The organism is Kordia zhangzhouensis, from assembly GCF_001005305.1.
Lineage (GTDB): Bacteria > Bacteroidota > Bacteroidia > Flavobacteriales > Flavobacteriaceae > Kordia > Kordia zhangzhouensis.
In genome coordinates this window covers 55,677-73,240 of record NZ_LBMH01000010.1, presented here as the reverse complement: position 1 = coordinate 73,240, position 17,564 = coordinate 55,677, and the positions used below count along the sequence as shown (strand labels likewise).

The window sequence follows — 17,564 nt, the reverse complement described above, 5'->3', positions numbered from 1 at the left end:
TAAAAAACATTCATGAAACCAGCAAGACTTTCATTACGATCACGAATATTTGCCTACATGATTCTATTGATTCTAGTAGCTTCTATTTTGATTGCCTTGGTGACCATTTTTCAATACGAAGAACAATCAAGAGAATATCATGATCGACGACTCAAACGTAAGAAAGAACAAGTAGCAACACATGTAAAAAATTTAATCAACTTTGAAACGACATATATCGTCAATGAGAAAAACTTGCGATTAATCTTTAAAGATGAAATCTACAAAATTGCTAACATTCATAATTTGATGATCAATTTGTACGATTTAGAAGGAGGTTTTATCATTACATCAGATACTTCAATTCGTAGTGAAGAAATTATTGAGTGCTTGCCTGCGGAAGTACTAAACGGAATTCAAAGTAATGCTGATAAAGATTACAGTGCAGATACTGTAATTTCTAATGGAAAAGAATATCAATCATTTTATAGTGTTATTCTCGATCCTAAATCGAAACCGTTAGGAATAATCAATCTGCAATTTGAAGTTGACAATACTTTTGAAAGAGAATTACGTGAATTTTTAATGCGCTTAGGCTATACGTATGTAGTTATGCTGATAGTAGCTATTATTTTTGCGTATTTTATTTCCAGATATATCACACGTTCTCTAAAAAGGATTGGAGAAAAATTAGATCAAACACGTTTCAACCAGCGTAACGAAAAAATTATTGTAGAAGAGGTTGGAGAAGAAATTTTTAACTTAATTACGGCATACAATGGAATGATTGACGAGTTGGAAGAGAGTGCCGTAAAATTGGCTAAAAGTGAGCGAGAGCAAGCATGGCGTGAAATGGCTAAACAAGTTGCACACGAAATTAAAAACCCATTAACACCAATGCGTTTGAGTGTGCAAAGTTTTCAGCGAAAATTTGATCCCAATGATCCAAACATTCATCAAAAAGTTGATGAATACACAAAAACACTCATTCAGCAAATTGACACGATGAGTAGTATTGCGTCGGCTTTTTCAAACTTTGCTAAAATGCCGGCTCAACAAAGTGAAACACTGAATGTAGTTGAAATTACCCGTTTGGCGATGGATATTTTTAATGAAGATTATATTAATTATTCTTACGATAAAGAAGAAATCATTGCTAAATTTGATCGTACACAACTCATACGGGTTATTACTAACCTAGTTAAAAATGCCATTCAAGCCATTCCAGAAAATAGAACTCCAAAAATTGATGTGCGTGTTTTTGAATATAAAAACAATGTCTTAATTACCGTTACAGATAATGGAGTTGGAATTTCTGAAGATAATGTAGACAAGATTTTTGAACCTAAATTCACGACTAAAACAAGCGGAATGGGACTTGGTTTAGGAATGGTTAAAAATATCGTGGAAACTTTCAAAGGAAGTATTACCTTTACGTCAAAATTGAACAAAGGCACAGTTTTTACAGTATCTTTTCCAAAATCTAACGAATCATGAACTATCAAAACATCTTAGTAGAACAACAACATCCTATCGCTACAATTACAATCAATCGCCCAAAAAAATTAAACGCTTTAAATAGAGAAACTATTCAAGAACTACATGATGCTTTTAGTACTTTGAATGCAGACCATGCTGTAAAAGTGATTATTTTAACAGGAAGCGGAGAAAAGGCCTTTGTGGCAGGGGCGGATATTAGTGAGTTTGCTGATTTTTCTGTTGAAGAAGGAGGTAAATTGGCAGCACAAGGACAAGAATTATTGTTTGATTATGTTCAAAACTTAGAAACACCTGTAATTGCTGCGGTTAATGGTTTTGCCCTTGGAGGTGGATTAGAACTAGCTATGGCTGCTCATTTTAGAATTGCGAGTGATAATGCTAAAATGGGACTTCCTGAAGTATCTTTAGGAGTAATTCCTGGATATGGAGGCACGCAACGTTTGCCACAATTAGTAGGGAAAGGAAAAGCTATGGAAATGATTATGACGGCAGCAATGATTGGAGCAGAAGAAGCAAAACAATGCGGATTGGTAAACCATGTTACAACACAAGAAGAATTACTTCCGTTGGCAAACAAATTAGCTGCAAAAATTACCCGAAACTCTCTTGTTGCCATTCGTGGTGCAATTAAAGCAGTAAATGCAAAATATATTGATGGAAAAAACGGATATGAAGTGGAAATTGAAGAATTTGGAAACTGTTTTGGAACAGACGACTTTAAAGAAGGAACAACTGCATTTTTAGAAAAACGTCAAGCTGATTTTCCTGGAAAGTAGCAATTCAACGTATTGATAAATAAGACAACATAAAAAATCCTGCTTAACCAAGCAGGATTTTTTTGTGTTAAACAATTTATAGATAGCCAAAAATTATTCGGAACAAGGATAATAATATGAGAGTGTATGCGTGTATCCTGTACTGATTGTAAAATTTACAGAATATGGGTTTGTCAAATCTACTCGTGCAAATCCAGCATTTTCTTTTTGAACTAATTTCTTTTTTGTTTCTGAATCTTGTGATATTGGAGGCATTATGGTTGTGATATCAACAGGAATGCAGTCAAGTCCCGAAATTTGCAGTAGTCCTCCACTAGAATTAATAGATTTTATAGCTTTTTTTCTATTCTTAATTTTATTCTTACAAATAGTTTCACCTCCAAAAATATCGGCTCGCCTTTTTACTTTTATTTTACATCGAACTCTTTTTCCGCCATGTTTAACGCCTTTAGGACTAGCTTCAGATATATTTGACCTACTGCAATAACCTCCGGAGTTAATACTTGTTGAAAGTTGATTTTTACATATTGATTCGCTGCTGCTTATAAATGCAGAAACGCCAAAACTTCTTGATTCGCAAGGTGTTGGAAATATGTTGTTAGCGCCACTAGCATCATACACAATTAAAGTAGTAGCAATACCGTCTCCTGCAAAGGTCCATTCTATCGAATAAGACTCTGTTAAATGATCTATACCTTCTACAGAAAACTCCCATAAACCACTATCAGCATCTACAGGTTTTTTAGAAATTCCTATAGGGCATTCTAAGTTTACATCTAAAGTATCTGTATCGTCACAACCATTTGGAGTGAGTAATGACACAAATCCATACAATCTAAAATTAGCAATAGGAGTTGTATCCATGGTTGAGTAATCTATTTCTACGACAAACCATTCGCCAACATATCCAAAGTTTTCTGGCCAAAGCATTTCACCTAATCCTAAACTATTTTCCTTAATCGTTACACTTGTAAAAGTGTCTGAGTTATCTAAGTAGGTAAAGTAGGTTGGATCAATCCCAATAGGAGAAATTGAATAGGCATTAATTTTTAGTTTGATAATCTTATCATCACCATTGTGCTCTAAAATTTCATAAGAAATCACAGATTCATAGCCACACCCCATTTCTCTATCATCACCTGAGTAATCATGACTGTTATCTACATCTACTCCAGTTTCACTGATACTTTCAAAATCATATCTTGGATCGTCACAAATATTAATCATTTCAACACCTACGTTGTTCACATAATAAGATAGTTCACTATCTTTTAATTGTCCTCTTTTTACAAGTTCATGTAAACTCAATAGTTCTTCATAATTTTTACAATTTGCTGGTTTTACACGAACAACTACACAACCATCACTCCACAAATACAGATAATCTTCAATAATAATCATTCCGTCCTGATTTAGCATGGATTCAAAAATAGTGTCAAACGTGTAATCAAACGTATCAAAATCTGGATCGTCAGGAATAATACCTTCATCCATATCTTCTTCTTTTTTTCGTAGAGAATATAAGCCTTTAGACATTTCATAAGCAATGAGTACGTCCAAATCTTCTCCAGCAGTATAATAATTGTTGTATAAATTTCTATGTGTGTTTTGAACTTGATCTAGAGTATTAAACTTTAGAATTGATTTTCCACACAAGGTATAACTGCTTCCACCTGATTTTTGAACAAGTCCCGAATTTTCAGATTGTTCCTCGATGTAGTCATCGTTTTTACAGCCTGTGAACAGTAGTAGACTTATTATTAAAATTGACAAGATTTTGTTTTTTATTGGCATAATTTTTTTGATTTAATTAATTTACTTTTTGGTTTCATGATTGTAGCTCAAAATGATCAAGTAAGAGCTGTAAAAAAATCGATTTTATAAGTATGGGTTTGTATTGAAGTTTCATTACCCAGTTTTGAAGTTTTTTTTGAAAAAAGAGAAGTTTAGGTAATTTATAAACAAAAAAAATCCAGAGAGTCAAACTCTCTGGATCTATTCTTTTAGTTAAAAACCCTAACTTACATTAGGATTAACCAAGTAGTAATTATTTTTTAATAGTCAATTCCTTTACAATATTTTCTGCGCCAGATAATTTATCAACTAACCAAAGTACATAGCGAATGTCTACATTGATTGTACGTTGCAACTGGTCGTCAAAAATTACATCTCCAGCCATAGCTTCAATGTTACCATCAAAGGCTAATCCAATTAATTCTCCTTTTCCATTTAGGACAGGTGACCCAGAGTTTCCTCCAGTAATATCATTATTTGTCAAAAAGTTTACTGGCATGTATCCTTGTTTGTCAGCATATTGACCAAAATCTTTCTTTTTATACAAGTCTAAAATCTCTGTTGGCAAATCAAATTCATCATCGTTTGGCTTGTATTTAGCAATCATACCCTTCATGGTTGTATAATTGTTAATTTTAGCATCGTTTCTGTCATCTTTTGGGAGCGCCACCACTTTTCCGTATGTTAAGCGCAACGTAGAGTTTGCATCAGGATATTGAATTTTACTTAGTTTCGATTCTCGCAATCCTTTTACAAGTTTTCTGTAAGCTTTGTCATAAGCTTCCTTAGCTTCAGCAATTGCCTCAGGTTGTTCTCTATACCTCGCAATTAACACTGAAGACAACAAGAATAATGGATCATTTTCTAAAAGAGCTTTGTTTGGATATTGTAAAAATGCTTCCAAACGTTCTTTAGATGTGAATAAACTTAATTCAAAAATTGCATCTACATATGAATCAAAGTCATTGTTAGTTTCTGCGCTAATTTGCTTTACCAATTCAGGCAATTCATACCCAGCTTTTTCAACATATAATTTTAATTGAGCTGCAAGTACATCTTTTTCTAAAGGCATATACGCATTTTTGAATGTCTCATCAATTAACCCTTGAATTCTTGGGCGTATTTCTTCACGCTTAGCTTTATTTTGTTCTATATAGTATTGTAAATTTCTTCCAATTCGTAGAGGCGAAACTGCAAAGTTACTTCCGCGCAAGATTCCTATTAAATAATTATCGTGGCGTGATTTATCATTAGTCAATGCATAGTAATTGTTAATGTCTTTAATAACATTTCCATACTCAGCACGATTTGCTTTTTTATTTGCCCATCGTTCAAACTTCTTCTCCAAGGCACGTTTTTTATCAGCAGTTTTGTGTTTGGTCAAAGCATCAATCATTCCTTGCCTGTTTTTCCAATAGTTGGCAATTCCAGCATAATCAGAAGCATATTTTAAGTTTACATCTTCACTTTTATTCATATGTTTTTTCATGGCATCCATGCTTGTTTTTGAAGCTTCAACCCATGCAGGATATGCGTAGTTTACATTTTGCGCAATTCCTTCTGCAGGCATCCAACGATTGGTTCTTCCAGGATATCCTAAAATCATGGCAAAATCATTTTCTTTTACACCTTCTAAATTGACAGCTAAGTGCTTTTTAGGCTTCATTGGGATATTTTCTTTAGAGTAATTTGCGGCATTTCCGTCTTTGTCGGTATACACTCTAAATAATGAGAAATCTCCTGTGTGACGTGGCCATTCCCAATTGTCAGTATCGCCACCAAACTTTCCTATACTTTCGGTTGGCGTTCCAACCAAGCGAACATCTTTATAATCTTCATACACAAAATAGTAAAACTCATTTCCTTGAAAGAATGAACGGACAGAAACAGTATATTTTCCTCCTTCGTTATTTTCTTGTTCAATTAAGGCAATTTCCTTGTTGATCGCTGCTTCACGATCTTTTTCAGTCATACTATCATTTACTTTTGATAAAATTCGCTCACTTACATCATCCATTCGAACAAAAAAACGAACGTATAGACTTTCTGGTTTTAATTCTTCTTCAAAATTTTTCGCCCAAAAACCATTTTTTAATAGATTTTTCTCTTCTGTAGACAACTCTGCAATGGCGTCATATCCACAGTGGTGGTTTGTAAGTACTAATCCTTGATTGGAAATGATACTTGCAGTACAGCCACCATTAAACTGTACAATTGCATCCTTTAAACTATTGTTATTAATGCTATAAATTTCTTCGGCGGTTAATTGTAACCCCATTTTTTGCATATCTCTGTGATTCAGTCTGTCAATAAACATTAAGAACCACATGCCTTCATTGGCTTTAGAACTTGTAGGCATCATGAAAATGCATACAATCATACTTAGAAAGATTTTCTTCATTGATAAAATATTTTGAGGCTAAAGATATTAAAAATTGCTTCTTTTTAATAGTTAATGAGGAGAGATGTACACTTGAGATTTTCCCGTAGTTGCAGTATAAAGTTTATTGATTTACCATTGGCGACTTTAATGAAATTTATTTTTGCTGAAAAGGAGTAATTAAAATTGAAAGATTCTATAAAAATAAATGGAAGAGGTGCACAAAAAAATGTGCACAATCGTTTTTTGGAGCATACTCATGAAGTGCGTTCAGATTTTTTAGAATATTGTCGGAAAGAAGGGGAAACGGCTGATAAAAATAAAACGAATTATATCAATGTATTTCCTAAAACAATTGTTAATAAAGTAACAAGTCCTGATGTGGGAATGGAATATTCTCTCAACCCTTATCAAGGTTGTGAACATGGTTGTATTTATTGTTATGCAAGAAATAGTCATGAATATTGGGGCTTTAGTGCAGGGTTGGATTTTGAACGAACAATTTTAATCAAACAAAACGCAGCCCAATTATTAGAAGAAAAACTCAAAAATAAGAATTGGAAAGCTTGCCCAATTGTACTTTCAGGAAATACCGATTGTTATCAACCGCTAGAAAAGGAATTAAAAATTACACGAAGTTTACTTCAAATATTTCTTGCTTACAAACATCCAGTAGCAATCATTACAAAAAATGCATTGATTCTTCGAGACTTGGATATTTTAAAGGAATTGGCAAAAGATAATTTGGTAGGAGTTAATATTTCAATTACTTCCCTATCAGAAGAAACACGTCGTGTACTTGAACCAAGAACGACAACCATTCAAAAACGGCTAGAAGCAGTCGAAATACTAGCAAACAATGGAATTCCTGTAAATGTGATGTTAGCACCAATTATCCCGTCAATTAATAGTCATGAAATTTTACCGTTGGCTAAAAAAGTTTCAGAATTAGGAGCAACTTCTATAGCTTTTACAATTGTTCGGTTAAATGGTGCAATAGGAGAAATCTTTGCAGATTGGATTCGGAAAACGATGCCTGATCGTGCTGAAAAAGTGTTACATCAAATAGAAAGTTGTCACGGAGGAACACTAAATGACAGTCGTTATGGATATCGAATGCGAGGTGAAGGAAAAATTGCAGAACAGATTCGGAATTTAATTCATATTGCTCGGCTCAAATATTTTAAAAATGCAAAAATGCCTTCTCTCAATACATCTTTGCATGAACAATACAAAAGTGGACAATATTCTTTGTTTTAAAATTAAAAAACGCAGCATCTTTTTCAAGATAACTGCGCTTTTCCCCAATTAATTAGCTGAATAGACTAATACGTTAATTTATTGATAAACTCTCTTCCTTGACTTTTAAATAGTAAAATGTACTCTCCTTTTTTCTCTTTGGAGAGTTCATAAATGCGTTCAAAAATCTTTTTATTTTTTATTTCTTCTGAAAAAAGTAAGGTTTTTTCGTATTGCGATGATTCACGATAATGCAATTCAACCTTTAGAGGTTGTGTATCTAATGAAAGTCTTGAAACATATAAATAACGACCATCCAATCGAACGGTTGGTTTGTAAATAATTGTTTCCTTTTCCTTTTCAAAAGTCACTTGATTTGCATTGACTGTAAATGGAATTACGCAAATTTCTACATCTTTATCCAATTCAAAATAATAAGTGCCATCTGGTAGAGATGTCAAATCGAATCCTTTAGAATAGTCTCCGTTTTTCTGAATAGACTCTTTGTAAAGAATTAATAGATTTGCATCTTTAATAATTAATTGATGTCCTTTTTTAACATTGTTAAATGAAACAATGGTAGGTGTCTTTTTAGTGCTTGGTACATACGAATGGCTTGCATAACTTACCATGTTTATTGCCAAAAGTAGCAAGCATACTAGTTTTTGAATTCTTTTTTTCATGACATTTTGTTTTAAAAAGTTCACGAAACAAATCTACGGTAGTGTAAAAAAGATAAAAACAGCTATTTTGGCTAATTTGTATAGTATTTTAACTGTTATTAAATATTGTGCGCCATATATTGTTAATATACTATACAATTAGGGTAATTGAATATAGATTTTCAGTTTTATATTACAGTATTTTTGTATAGAGAATAAGTAACGATGCATACCAAACCTACATACGAAAAAATTACACCTGAATTTGGCAATTCAATTTTTGTAGCACAAAACACCAAGAAACGAAAACGAGGATTGGCATTTTGGCATTTTCATCCCGAATTAGAGTTGGTGTATGTCAATAAAGGAAAAGGAAAGTGTCACATAGGGAATCATTTGTCATATTTCAATAACAGTCAATTAATTCTTATTGGAGCAAATTTGCCACACAATGGTTTTGCAGATCGATTGACTTCTAAAGGAAAAGAAACATTAATTCAGTTTAAAGCAGATTTTTTAGGAAAAGAATTCTACGATTTGCCTGAAATGAAAGATATTGTTTTGCTTTTGGAAAAAGCTAAAAAAGGAATTCGATTTAAACCAGAAACAAAACGAATTGTAGGTCCTAAAATAGAAAAATTACCCAAACATGCAGGTTTTAAACGTGTTATTAAATTGCTAGAAATTCTTCATATGCTTGCATTGGCAGAAGATTATGAATTGCTTAACGCAGATGGGTTTGCTTTTGAAACTCAAGCACAAGACAGTATAAAGATTGATACGATTTTTAAATACATCAATAATAATTTTCAACGAGCTATTACGTTGGATGAAATTGCAGAAGAAGTAAATATGACGGTTCCGGCGTTTTGCCGTTATTTTAAAAGAGTAACAGGAAAAACATTTACCAAACTCGTTAATGAATATAGAGTAGTATATGCAACTAAATTGTTGTTAGAAAGTCAAAGTAGTATTACAGATATTTGCTATGAAAGCGGATTCAATAATTTTTCACATTTTAACAAACTCTTTAAAGAGATTACAGGAAAAAGCGCGTCCAAATACCGCAGCGAAATGAAGCTAATGATTCAATAACAAGTTACTTTTCACCATTCCATTCTGCATAAAACTGAGCAAGAAACTGTTCCATAAACTCATGACGCTCTAGGGCAATTTTTCGACCAGTTTTCGTATTCATTTTGTCTTTCAGTAACAATAATTTTTCGTAAAAATGATTGATAGTAGGAGCTGTAGAAGCTTTATATTCTTCTTTGGTCATGTTCAGTTTTGGTGCAATTTGAGGATCATAGATTTTACGATCTTTAAATCCGCCATAATTAAAACAACGTGCAATTCCAATAGCGCCAAGTGCATCCAAACGATCTGCATCTTGAATAACATCCAATTCAGTTGAACGAAATGCTTGGTCAAAATTTCCTCCTTTAAAAGAAATATTCTCTATGATGTTTTTTACGTGTAAAATCACTTTTTCAGAAACATCAATACTTTCCAAAAATTCACGAGCTACTTTCGGTCCGACAGTTTCGTCACCGTTATGAAATTTAGCATCAGCAATATCGTGTAATAATGCACCCAAACTAACAATAAACTCGTCCACATCTTCCTCTTTCGCAATCAACAATGCGTTTTTATACACGCGTTCAATGTGAAACCAATCGTGACCACCTTCTGCATTTTTCAAAGTTTCTTTGACAAAAGCAATCGTTTTGTCAATAATTTGAGTTTTTTTCATTTGCTAATCAATCACTACGTGTTCTGTAATAGTTTTTTCAAGTTGTTGGATAAGTTCAGTGCGTTTTTCCTTAGGATAATCACGAAGCTGTAGAGGTTTGTGTGCTTCTACTTTAATGTGTGCACCCAACCCGAATGGAAATTTGCCATATTTGGTTGTTTTCCATGAATTATTGATAGTTACAGGAACAATTTGTGCGTCTGGAATGTACTTAAAAAGCACTTCCAATCCTTTTGTTTTAAAGGGTTTTGGAATGCCAGTTCGGCTACGTGTACCTTCTGGAAAAATAATACCTGCATAGTTGTTTTCATGAATCAGCTTAGCAAAACGTGTAATCTCAGCAATGGCTTGTCTGGCATCTTTTCGATCAATCAGCGCTGCACCGCTATGTCGTAAATTAAAAGAAATACTTGGAATTCCTTTACCTAACTCTTTTTTGCTAATAAATTTGGGATAGTGCCTCCTAAATAGCCAAATAAGTGGCGGAATATCATTCATGCTTTGATGATTGGAAACAATAATTACCGGACGATTCTTGTCTAATTTATAAGGGTTTCTTAAAGTGTGACGCGTTCCTAAAATATTGTGACAACGCATCAAAGAATATTGCAACGCATTGACACTTATTTGATGCCCTTTACGGCCTCCTATTTTTAAAAAGAGCCATTGAACTCCATGAAAAATTACTAACAAAAGCCCAAAAAATAAAAAATAAATAGGAGTTAAAATGTATGAAAAAAACTTTGCCATATACTACAAAAGTAAAAAACAAAACCACGACAATGCGTGGTTTTATATTAATTTTTAAAAGTACGACTTAACAATTTTCGTTGTACGCATCTTTTAGATTTTCTGCAATCATTTCTGCAGGTCTTCCTTCAATATGGTGGCGTTCCAGCATATGAACCAACTGTCCGTCCTTAAACAAAGCCATGCTTGGAGAAGAAGGAGGAAAAGGAATCATGTAACTTCTTGCTTTATCTGTAGCTTCTCTATCAACTCCAGCAAAAACAGTCACTAAATGATCAGGTTTTTTATCGTTATCTAAAGACATTCGTGCGCCAGGTCGTGCATTTGCAGCAGCACAACCGCAAACAGAATTTACAACTACCAATGTAGTTCCTTCTTTTGCTAAAGCGTTTTCAACTGCTTCAACCGTATGTAATTCTTCAAAACCTACTGCTGTGAGGTCTTCACGCATTGGTTTTACCAATTCTGGTGGATACATAATCTTTCTGTATTAATTCATTACTAATGAGGCAAAGATACGGATTATTAATTTTTTTGATGATACGATTTGCTTTTGATTTTTGTTAAAGAAATTTAAAAGTATATGCCATAATTTCTATAAAATATGTGGAGCGAGAATATTTTTTTCTTTGGAAAATGTATCTTTGGTAAAAAACAAGAATATGAGTGGATTTGCAAGCTGGATCGGAGGCGCATTAGGATGGACACTAGGAGGACCGATTGGAGCCGCAATTGGATTTGCCATTGGTGCGGCCGTTGATAAAGCAACAGAAAAAGGATTATTACTCGAACCGCCAAAAAAAGACAAACAACGTCGTTACCAACGTAGCGAACCTAAATACGACACTAGAAAAAAACGAGTGTCTTCTTCACAGAAACGTTCACAAACCAAATCAGGTGATTTTGAAGTAAGTCTATTAGTGCTTTCTGCTATTGTGATGAAAGCTGATGGTGTTGTTTCAGAAGCCGAAAAAAATTATGTGCGTGATTATTTTGTGAAAATGTACGGTAAAGAACGTGCCAATCATGCATTTCAATTGTTTAATGGGTTGCTAAAAAAGGAAGATATCTCTACGCGTGAAGTTTGCCAGCAAATCCAAATGTACATGGATCACTCATCACGTTTACAATTACTACATTATCTATTTGGTGTAACCAAAGCAGATGGAGTTGTTGATGAGGTAGAGGTAGAGTTAATTGAGAAAATTGCAGGATATTTATATATCAATGATCGTGATTTCCAATCAATCAAAGCAATGTTTTACAATCCTGTAGATAGCGCATACAAGATTTTAGAAATTGACAAATCGGCTACAAACAATGAAATAAAAAAAGCGTATCGTAAAATGGCAAAAAAATACCATCCTGACAAAGTACAGCACTTAGGAGAAGAACACGTGAAAGGAGCTGAAGCAAAGTTTCAAAAAGTACAAAAAGCCTATGAAGAGCTACAAAAAGAGCGAGGTTTTTAAAAAAGATAAATAAAACGTAAGTTTAACACCCAAACCCCAACCTAAACCTATACTTAATGAATGAATTTTGGATATATTTTAAATTAGGACTCAATCACGTTTTAGACTTAAACGGATATGATCATATTTTGTTCTTAATTGTCCTAACAGTAGCCTACACTTTCAAAGATTGGAAACGTGTTTTTTGGCTAGTTACTATTTTTACAATAGGTCACACTATTTCTTTAATTTTATCTACTTACGCCGTTATTTCTGTGAAAGCAAATTTGGCAGAGTTATTAGTATATATAACAATCATAGTTACGGCTTTGTTCAATATTTTTACTGCCGGAAAACACAGTAATAATAAAACCAAACTTGTTTTATTGTTGGTTGCAGCGTTGTTCTTTGGATTAATTCACGGACTGGCATTTTCCAACTATTTCAAAACCATAACTTCTGGTGTACAAAGTAAATTACTTCCTATGCTAGAGTTTGCGTTGGGCGTAGAAGCTGCGCAAATTATTATAGTGCTAGTCATGTTGGTATTGTCGTTTGTATTTCAAACTGTATTTCGCTTCTCAAAAAGAGATTGGATTATGGTAATTTCATCGATAGTACTTGGTGTGGCTATTCACATTGTAGATGTAAACTTTTTGTAATTCGCGATGATTTTTAATAGTTTAGAAGTGTACGAAACATTAAATTAAAAATCATGAAAAAAAGAGAAATCTTAAAACTAAGCTTAAACAAAAAGCAAATCTCAACGTTAAATTTTTACAATATCCGTGGCGGAAGGTTAGCAGCTGCTGTTTCAGATTGTGAAGAAACTTGTGACTGTTCTGGACTTAATACATGTGATTGTGATACTGAAGAATCAGATTGCTTGCCATGCCATTCTAAATAATAAACACTCAAATTTTGGTAAAAAATTAACAGCAAAGTGGTTGTGAATCGATTAGAAACCCAATATCTTCGCTAGAAGAGATAAGAAGCAACTATAATGGTTGCTTTTTTTCGCTCCAAAAAGGTTAAATTTGTACATGCCTAAACAAAAACAAGTAAAATACGATCATGCGTATTTACGCATGGCAAAAGAATGGGGAAAACTCTCCTATTGCCAACGAAAGCAAGTTGGTGCGATTATTGTAAAAGATAGAATGATTATTTCTGACGGATATAATGGAACTCCTTCAGGATTTGAAAACTTCTGTGAAGATGAAGAAGGCTATACAAAATGGTATGTATTGCATGCAGAAGCCAATGCAATCTTAAAAGTGGCTGCCTCTACACAATCATGTGTTGGAGCTACGCTGTACATTACCATGTCGCCATGCAAAGAATGTAGTAAATTGATTCATCAAGCAGGAATTACACGAGTGGTGTATGTGGATGCATACAAAGATGACTCTGGAATACAATTTTTAAAAAGAGCAGGCGTTGAGGTAGAACACATTCCAATACTTCAAAGTCCATAAAAAATATAAATTGAATAAAACAACGCAATATTTATTACCTGTAATTATCGCTGCCGCTGTAGCGATAGGTGTATTTATTGGCGGTAAATTAAATTTTAGCGCAACTCCAGAAACGTTGTTTTCATCCAATACGAGTAAAGACAAACTCAATCGTCTTATAGATTATATTGACTATGAATATGTTGATGATGTAGATGTAGATAGTATTGTTGATGTTACGGTAAATAATATTCTTGAAAATCTCGATCCGCATTCAGTTTATATTCCTTCAGAAGAAGAAAAAAGAGTAGCTGAGAATATGCAAGGAGATTTTGTGGGTGTTGGTATTCGATTTGATATGGTCAATGATACACTTACGGTGATTAGAACGTTAGAAGGTGGTCCAAGTATTGCAGCTGGAATCAAAGCAGGTGATCGAATTTTGATGGCTGATACTGATACGTTGTATGGTAAACATCTTCGAAATACACAAATTATCTCCAAATTAAAAGGAAATCAAAACACCTCGGTTCATCTAAAAATCTACCGAAAACAAACTGATGAAATCTTTACAATTAATCTAAAAAGAGCCAAAGTACCTATTAAAAGTGTGGTTGCTGCATATATGCTGACAGATGATTTAGGGTACATAAAAATTAATCGTTTTGCAGAAACTACATACGATGAATTTCATGAAGCTTTACAAGAATTACAACAAAAAGGAGCTAAGAACTTAACATTAGATTTACGCAATAACCCAGGAGGAATTTTAGATGTAACGAGAAGTATAGCAGATGAATTTTTAGAAGATGGAAAACTTATTCTATTTACTAAAAACAAAAAAGGAGAAGTTGAAAAATACTATGCTTCTGAAAAAGGAAATTTCGAATCGGGAGAAATATATGTACTAATCAATGAAAAATCTGCTTCAGCAAGTGAAATCATCGCAGGAGCTTTACAAGATAATGACAAAGGAGTTATTGTTGGAAGACGTTCATTTGGAAAGGGATTAGTACAACGTCCTATGCCATTAGGAGATGGTTCTGTCGTCCGACTAACAATCTCTCGCTATTACACGCCTACAGGGCGTTCAATTCAACGTTCATATAAAAATGGCAATAAAGACTATTTTGATGAATATTATGAACGTTTCAACTCTGGAGAGTTACGTTCTATTGATAGCATTAAGGTAGCAGATTCTCTAAAATTTGTAACACCTAAAGGAAAAATTGTGTATGGTGGTGGCGGAATTATTCCTGACGTTTTTGTTCCTCTATCTAAAACACCTGAAGAAATTTCGTTGGAAAAAGGATTGCGAACTAAAATCGTAGGTTATATTGATGATTTTGTTTTTCAAAAGTTAGATAAAGATCGAAAAACATACAAAAATATGTCACAAGAAGAGTTTATGGAAAACTTTGAGATAAGTGACGAGTTACTTAGAGAATATATAGATTTTCTTAGTGAAATGCGCGGACAAAGAATGTATATTGAAAAATATGAAGAGCAAATCAAAAGACATATCAAGGCTATCTATATTGAACAATTATATGGTGTCAATGGATATCAACAACAGCTCAACATAGGAGATGAAATGATTAAAAAAGTGTTAGAATTACACGAAAAATAATGTTTATAATAATCACACTTTATCGTGTACTTTCGTGTGATTTCCATCGTTCCAAAGAGTTAAAATATCTGTAGCTACTTGTGCACCACTACCAGCAGCAATGGCAAATTGACTCCTCCAACCAGCAATAGTTCCGCAAACATACAACCCTTTTTTAATCAAATGATCTTGGTTTTTTAAATACACACGATCCTTTTCAATAGCAGCTCTAGGATGTGGTGCTATAAATTCTTCCAAGCCTTCAATAGTAAATGGTTTGGCATAATTTAAGGCAATAATCACTATTTTACTTTGGTAAGCTTCTTTAGTGGTTTCTATTTGAAAATTACCAGCTTCTCCAGTCACTCTTACAACTTTTTCTTGTTCAATTTGTAACACATGCGGATATACTCTTTGTAAATGTAATTTTCCTTCCTGTAAAATAGAGGCACCTGTTTTTCCCTCAGGAAGCCCTAATACATTATTAAATAATGCATTTTGCAAATGTGAAGCTCTTTGGTGTAAAATGATTCCAATCTTTTTTCCTTTAGCATACGGCTTTTCTTTTGCAGAACCTAAAACAAGTGCACATTGCATGCCCGATACACCACCGCCTACAATCAGAACATCAAACATTATTTTGCGTTGTTTTTAATTTTTTCCTCGATTCTCTTTGAAGTCAAAAAGATTAACAAGATTAAAATAACGCAAAAAGCACCTACAATACTGATTAATGCAATCAAACTTTCTCCTTGCAATATATTGGAAAAATCAAGTTTTGTCATACTATATATGCTAATAATAATGGCAAGTACCATTGCGATATAAGAAAAGGTCTTCATAAGTCAATTTTTGTCTTATAAATCTTAAAAAGATTCAGTTTCAATACAAAATTACGCAAATATTTTCTGAATACTAGTTGTAAACAGTTTTACAGCGATTGCTAATAAAATAACTCCAAAAACTTTTCTCAAAATACGAATCCCGTTTTGTCCTAACCAACGCTCAATTCTAGCCGATGCCTTTAATACAATATACATAATAACCATATTGACTAAGATTGCAACAATGATATTTTCTACTTTAAATTCGGCTCTTAACGATAAAATAGACGTTAAACTTCCTGGTCCAGCAACGAGTGGGAAGGCAATTGGAAATACAGATGCATCACTTAAGGTTTCTTCGTCATCTTCTTTAAAAAGAGTAATTCCTAAAATCATTTCTAATGCCAAGAAAAATAACACAAAAGAACCTGCAATGGCAAATTGGCTAACGTTGATTCCTATCAAATTAAGCATGCTTTGACCAACAAACAAAAATACAGTCAAAATAATACCAGCAATAATTGTTGCCTTTCCCGACTGGATATGACCAGTTTTTCGGCGAAGATCTATGATGATTGGAATATTCCCTATAATATCAATTACGGCAAATAATACCATACTTGCGGTAAAAATATGTTTAAAATTGAGTTCCATGCAAATACGTTTTAATTTTGCCGCAAAAGTACATTATTCAGAGAATTAGCAAAGGGAAACCATGTATTTTTTAGATTAAATTAAGATAAAGAGATAGTAGCCAAAAAAAGTGTATAAACTATCAAATCAACACTATATAAAAAAGTATATTTGTATTATGTTTCAGTTAGGAAAAACCATTGTTTCAGAAGATATTGTTGAAAATGATTTTGTGTGCAACCTAAAAGCATGCAAAGGAATTTGTTGTGTAGAAGGTGATGCCGGTGCGCCACTTGAAAATAGCGAGATTAAAATTTTAGAAGAGGTGTACGAAAAAGTAAAGCCTTTTCTTCGTGAAGAAGGTATTCAAGCAATTGAAGAGCAAGGTACCTATATAGTAGCAGAGAATGGCGAATTAGAAACACCTTTAATAGAAGGAGCAGAGTGTGCGTATGTGATTTATGATGAACATCAAACTGCGCTATGCGGCATTGAAGCTGCTTACAACAAAGGTTTGATTGATTGGAAAAAACCGGTCTCGTGTCATTTATATCCTATACGTGTAGAAGAATACAATGATTTCTCAGCAGTAAATTATCATCGATGGCCTATTTGTGATGATGCTTGCTCTTTAGGGAAAGAATTACAAGTACCAATCTATAAATTCGTTAAAGAAGCACTTATCCGAAAATTTGGAGAAGATTGGTATGATGAGTTAGAAAAAATAGCAAAAAGTTTGCATCGTTAATTTGATAAT

The 17,564-nt window shown here is 33.3% G+C and carries 19 protein-coding genes; 10 read left to right on the top strand and 9 right to left on the bottom strand.

The genetic code is table 11. The features are described 5' to 3' along the window. Positions 1 to 12: 12 nt before the first annotated feature. Together AA088_RS14270 and AA088_RS14265 are read left to right on the top strand one after the other, a co-directional pair. Complete coding sequence (locus tag AA088_RS14270) at positions 13 to 1,476, top strand: sensor histidine kinase (protein ID WP_082106774.1); 1,464 nt, start codon at positions 13 to 15, stop codon at positions 1,474 to 1,476. Continuing rightward, positions 1,473 to 2,255: an enoyl-CoA hydratase/isomerase family protein gene (locus AA088_RS14265; RefSeq protein ID WP_046745706.1), complete on the top strand. Its 783-nt coding sequence runs from the start codon at positions 1,473 to 1,475 to the stop codon at positions 2,253 to 2,255. Before AA088_RS14270 ends, AA088_RS14265 begins: the two co-directional genes overlap by 4 nt. Positions 2,256 to 2,348: 93 nt before the next feature. Here the strand turns inward: AA088_RS14265 and AA088_RS14260 are convergent, their stop codons facing one another. Beyond that, positions 2,349 to 4,028, bottom strand: a complete 1,680-nt coding sequence (locus tag AA088_RS14260) for a hypothetical protein (RefSeq protein WP_157547242.1) — start codon at positions 4,026 to 4,028, stop codon at positions 2,349 to 2,351. A 274-nt stretch (positions 4,029 to 4,302) separates the two neighbouring features. Continuing rightward, entirely contained in the window at positions 4,303 to 6,450 is a 2,148-nt protein-coding gene (locus AA088_RS14255; protein ID WP_046745704.1) for a S46 family peptidase, read from the bottom strand. A 165-nt stretch (positions 6,451 to 6,615) separates the two neighbouring features. Here AA088_RS14255 and AA088_RS14250 point away from each other — a divergent pair, with 165 nt between their 5' ends. Beyond that, positions 6,616 to 7,689: a PA0069 family radical SAM protein gene (locus AA088_RS14250; protein ID WP_046745703.1), complete on the top strand. Its 1,074-nt coding sequence runs from the start codon at positions 6,616 to 6,618 to the stop codon at positions 7,687 to 7,689. A gap of 65 nt (positions 7,690 to 7,754) precedes the next feature. Here AA088_RS14250 and AA088_RS17765 read toward each other — a convergent pair whose 3' ends face one another. Continuing rightward, positions 7,755 to 8,351 (bottom strand): hypothetical protein, encoded by a 597-nt coding sequence (locus tag AA088_RS17765; protein ID WP_052752918.1) that lies wholly within the window; start codon positions 8,349 to 8,351, stop codon positions 7,755 to 7,757. Positions 8,352 to 8,555: 204 nt separating this feature from the next. Between AA088_RS17765 and AA088_RS14240 the strand changes: the two genes are divergently transcribed. After that, positions 8,556 to 9,425 carry an AraC family transcriptional regulator gene (locus AA088_RS14240; RefSeq protein WP_046745702.1) on the top strand — a complete coding sequence of 290 codons (870 nt, stop codon included), beginning with the start codon at positions 8,556 to 8,558 and terminating at the stop codon, positions 9,423 to 9,425. Positions 9,426 to 9,429: 4 nt separating this feature from the next. Here AA088_RS14240 and AA088_RS14235 read toward each other — a convergent pair whose 3' ends face one another. The 3 genes from AA088_RS14235 to AA088_RS14225 form a co-directional block, all read right to left on the bottom strand. Continuing rightward, complete coding sequence (locus tag AA088_RS14235; protein ID WP_046745701.1) at positions 9,430 to 10,083, bottom strand: HD domain-containing protein; 654 nt, start codon at positions 10,081 to 10,083, stop codon at positions 9,430 to 9,432. 3 nt (positions 10,084 to 10,086) lie between these two features. After that, positions 10,087 to 10,833: a 1-acyl-sn-glycerol-3-phosphate acyltransferase gene (locus tag AA088_RS14230; RefSeq protein WP_046745700.1), complete on the bottom strand. Its 747-nt coding sequence runs from the start codon at positions 10,831 to 10,833 to the stop codon at positions 10,087 to 10,089. A 67-nt stretch (positions 10,834 to 10,900) separates the two neighbouring features. Then, the gene (locus AA088_RS14225) at positions 10,901 to 11,311 is read right to left on the bottom strand and encodes a BrxA/BrxB family bacilliredoxin (protein ID WP_046745699.1); all 411 of its coding nucleotides are present in this window, start codon (positions 11,309 to 11,311) and stop codon (positions 10,901 to 10,903) included. A gap of 184 nt (positions 11,312 to 11,495) precedes the next feature. Here AA088_RS14225 and AA088_RS14220 point away from each other — a divergent pair, with 184 nt between their 5' ends. From AA088_RS14220 to AA088_RS14200, 5 genes are all read left to right on the top strand, one after another. Next, on the top strand, positions 11,496 to 12,305 hold the full coding sequence (locus AA088_RS14220; RefSeq protein ID WP_046745742.1) for a tellurite resistance TerB family protein: 810 nt from the start codon (positions 11,496 to 11,498) through the stop codon (positions 12,303 to 12,305). A 56-nt stretch (positions 12,306 to 12,361) separates the two neighbouring features. After that, the gene (locus AA088_RS14215) at positions 12,362 to 12,946 is read left to right on the top strand and encodes a HupE/UreJ family protein (protein WP_046745698.1); all 585 of its coding nucleotides are present in this window, start codon (positions 12,362 to 12,364) and stop codon (positions 12,944 to 12,946) included. Between the two features lie 53 nt (positions 12,947 to 12,999). After that, a complete protein-coding gene (locus AA088_RS14210) occupies positions 13,000 to 13,191 on the top strand; it encodes a hypothetical protein (protein ID WP_046745697.1) in 192 nt (63 codons plus the stop codon). A 136-nt stretch (positions 13,192 to 13,327) separates the two neighbouring features. After that, positions 13,328 to 13,762 (top strand): deoxycytidylate deaminase, encoded by a 435-nt coding sequence (locus AA088_RS14205; RefSeq protein ID WP_046745696.1) that lies wholly within the window; start codon positions 13,328 to 13,330, stop codon positions 13,760 to 13,762. 10 nt (positions 13,763 to 13,772) lie between these two features. Continuing rightward, positions 13,773 to 15,371, top strand: a complete 1,599-nt coding sequence (locus AA088_RS14200) for a S41 family peptidase (RefSeq protein WP_046745695.1) — start codon at positions 13,773 to 13,775, stop codon at positions 15,369 to 15,371. A gap of 12 nt (positions 15,372 to 15,383) precedes the next feature. On the opposite strand, the gene AA088_RS14195 is transcribed toward AA088_RS14200, so the two are convergent. Genes AA088_RS14195 through AA088_RS14185 form a run of 3 tightly spaced genes read right to left on the bottom strand, consistent with a single transcriptional unit; the run spans position 15,384 to position 16,828 of the window. Then, positions 15,384 to 15,986, bottom strand: coding sequence for an FAD-dependent oxidoreductase (locus AA088_RS14195; protein WP_174442406.1), 603 nt, complete (start codon positions 15,984 to 15,986; stop codon positions 15,384 to 15,386). Further along, complete coding sequence (locus tag AA088_RS14190; protein WP_046745693.1) at positions 15,986 to 16,192, bottom strand: hypothetical protein; 207 nt, start codon at positions 16,190 to 16,192, stop codon at positions 15,986 to 15,988. Before AA088_RS14190 ends, AA088_RS14195 begins: the two co-directional genes overlap by 1 nt. A gap of 51 nt (positions 16,193 to 16,243) precedes the next feature. Further along, positions 16,244 to 16,828 carry a MarC family protein gene (locus AA088_RS14185; protein WP_046745692.1) on the bottom strand — a complete coding sequence of 195 codons (585 nt, stop codon included), beginning with the start codon at positions 16,826 to 16,828 and terminating at the stop codon, positions 16,244 to 16,246. A gap of 157 nt (positions 16,829 to 16,985) precedes the next feature. On the opposite strand from AA088_RS14185, the gene AA088_RS14180 reads away from it, so the two are divergent. Next, positions 16,986 to 17,555: a DUF3109 family protein gene (locus tag AA088_RS14180; protein WP_046745691.1), complete on the top strand. Its 570-nt coding sequence runs from the start codon at positions 16,986 to 16,988 to the stop codon at positions 17,553 to 17,555. The last annotated feature ends 9 nt before the right edge of the window (positions 17,556 to 17,564 follow it).

Excerpts from the sequence above, each read along its gene's own strand:
- AA088_RS14270 (WP_082106774.1), top strand. The coding sequence starts at position 13 with ATGAAACCAGCAAGACTTTCATTACGATCACGAATATTTGCCTACATG.
- AA088_RS14265 (WP_046745706.1), top strand. The coding sequence starts at position 1,473 with ATGAACTATCAAAACATCTTAGTAGAACAACAACATCCTATCGCTACA.
- AA088_RS14255 (WP_046745704.1), bottom strand. The coding sequence starts at position 6,450 with ATGAAGAAAATCTTTCTAAGTATGATTGTATGCATTTTCATGATGCCT.
- AA088_RS17765 (WP_052752918.1), bottom strand. The coding sequence starts at position 8,351 with ATGAAAAAAAGAATTCAAAAACTAGTATGCTTGCTACTTTTGGCAATA.
- AA088_RS14240 (WP_046745702.1), top strand. The coding sequence starts at position 8,556 with ATGCATACCAAACCTACATACGAAAAAATTACACCTGAATTTGGCAAT.
- AA088_RS14235 (WP_046745701.1), bottom strand. The coding sequence starts at position 10,083 with ATGAAAAAAACTCAAATTATTGACAAAACGATTGCTTTTGTCAAAGAA.
- AA088_RS14230 (WP_046745700.1), bottom strand. The coding sequence starts at position 10,833 with ATGGCAAAGTTTTTTTCATACATTTTAACTCCTATTTATTTTTTATTT.
- AA088_RS14225 (WP_046745699.1), bottom strand. The coding sequence starts at position 11,311 with ATGTATCCACCAGAATTGGTAAAACCAATGCGTGAAGACCTCACAGCA.
- AA088_RS14220 (WP_046745742.1), top strand. The coding sequence starts at position 11,496 with ATGAGTGGATTTGCAAGCTGGATCGGAGGCGCATTAGGATGGACACTA.
- AA088_RS14215 (WP_046745698.1), top strand. The coding sequence starts at position 12,362 with ATGAATGAATTTTGGATATATTTTAAATTAGGACTCAATCACGTTTTA.
- AA088_RS14210 (WP_046745697.1), top strand. The coding sequence starts at position 13,000 with ATGAAAAAAAGAGAAATCTTAAAACTAAGCTTAAACAAAAAGCAAATC.
- AA088_RS14205 (WP_046745696.1), top strand. The coding sequence starts at position 13,328 with ATGCCTAAACAAAAACAAGTAAAATACGATCATGCGTATTTACGCATG.
- AA088_RS14195 (WP_174442406.1), bottom strand. The coding sequence starts at position 15,986 with ATGTTTGATGTTCTGATTGTAGGCGGTGGTGTATCGGGCATGCAATGT.
- AA088_RS14190 (WP_046745693.1), bottom strand. The coding sequence starts at position 16,192 with ATGAAGACCTTTTCTTATATCGCAATGGTACTTGCCATTATTATTAGC.
- AA088_RS14185 (WP_046745692.1), bottom strand. The coding sequence starts at position 16,828 with ATGGAACTCAATTTTAAACATATTTTTACCGCAAGTATGGTATTATTT.
- AA088_RS14180 (WP_046745691.1), top strand. The coding sequence starts at position 16,986 with ATGTTTCAGTTAGGAAAAACCATTGTTTCAGAAGATATTGTTGAAAAT.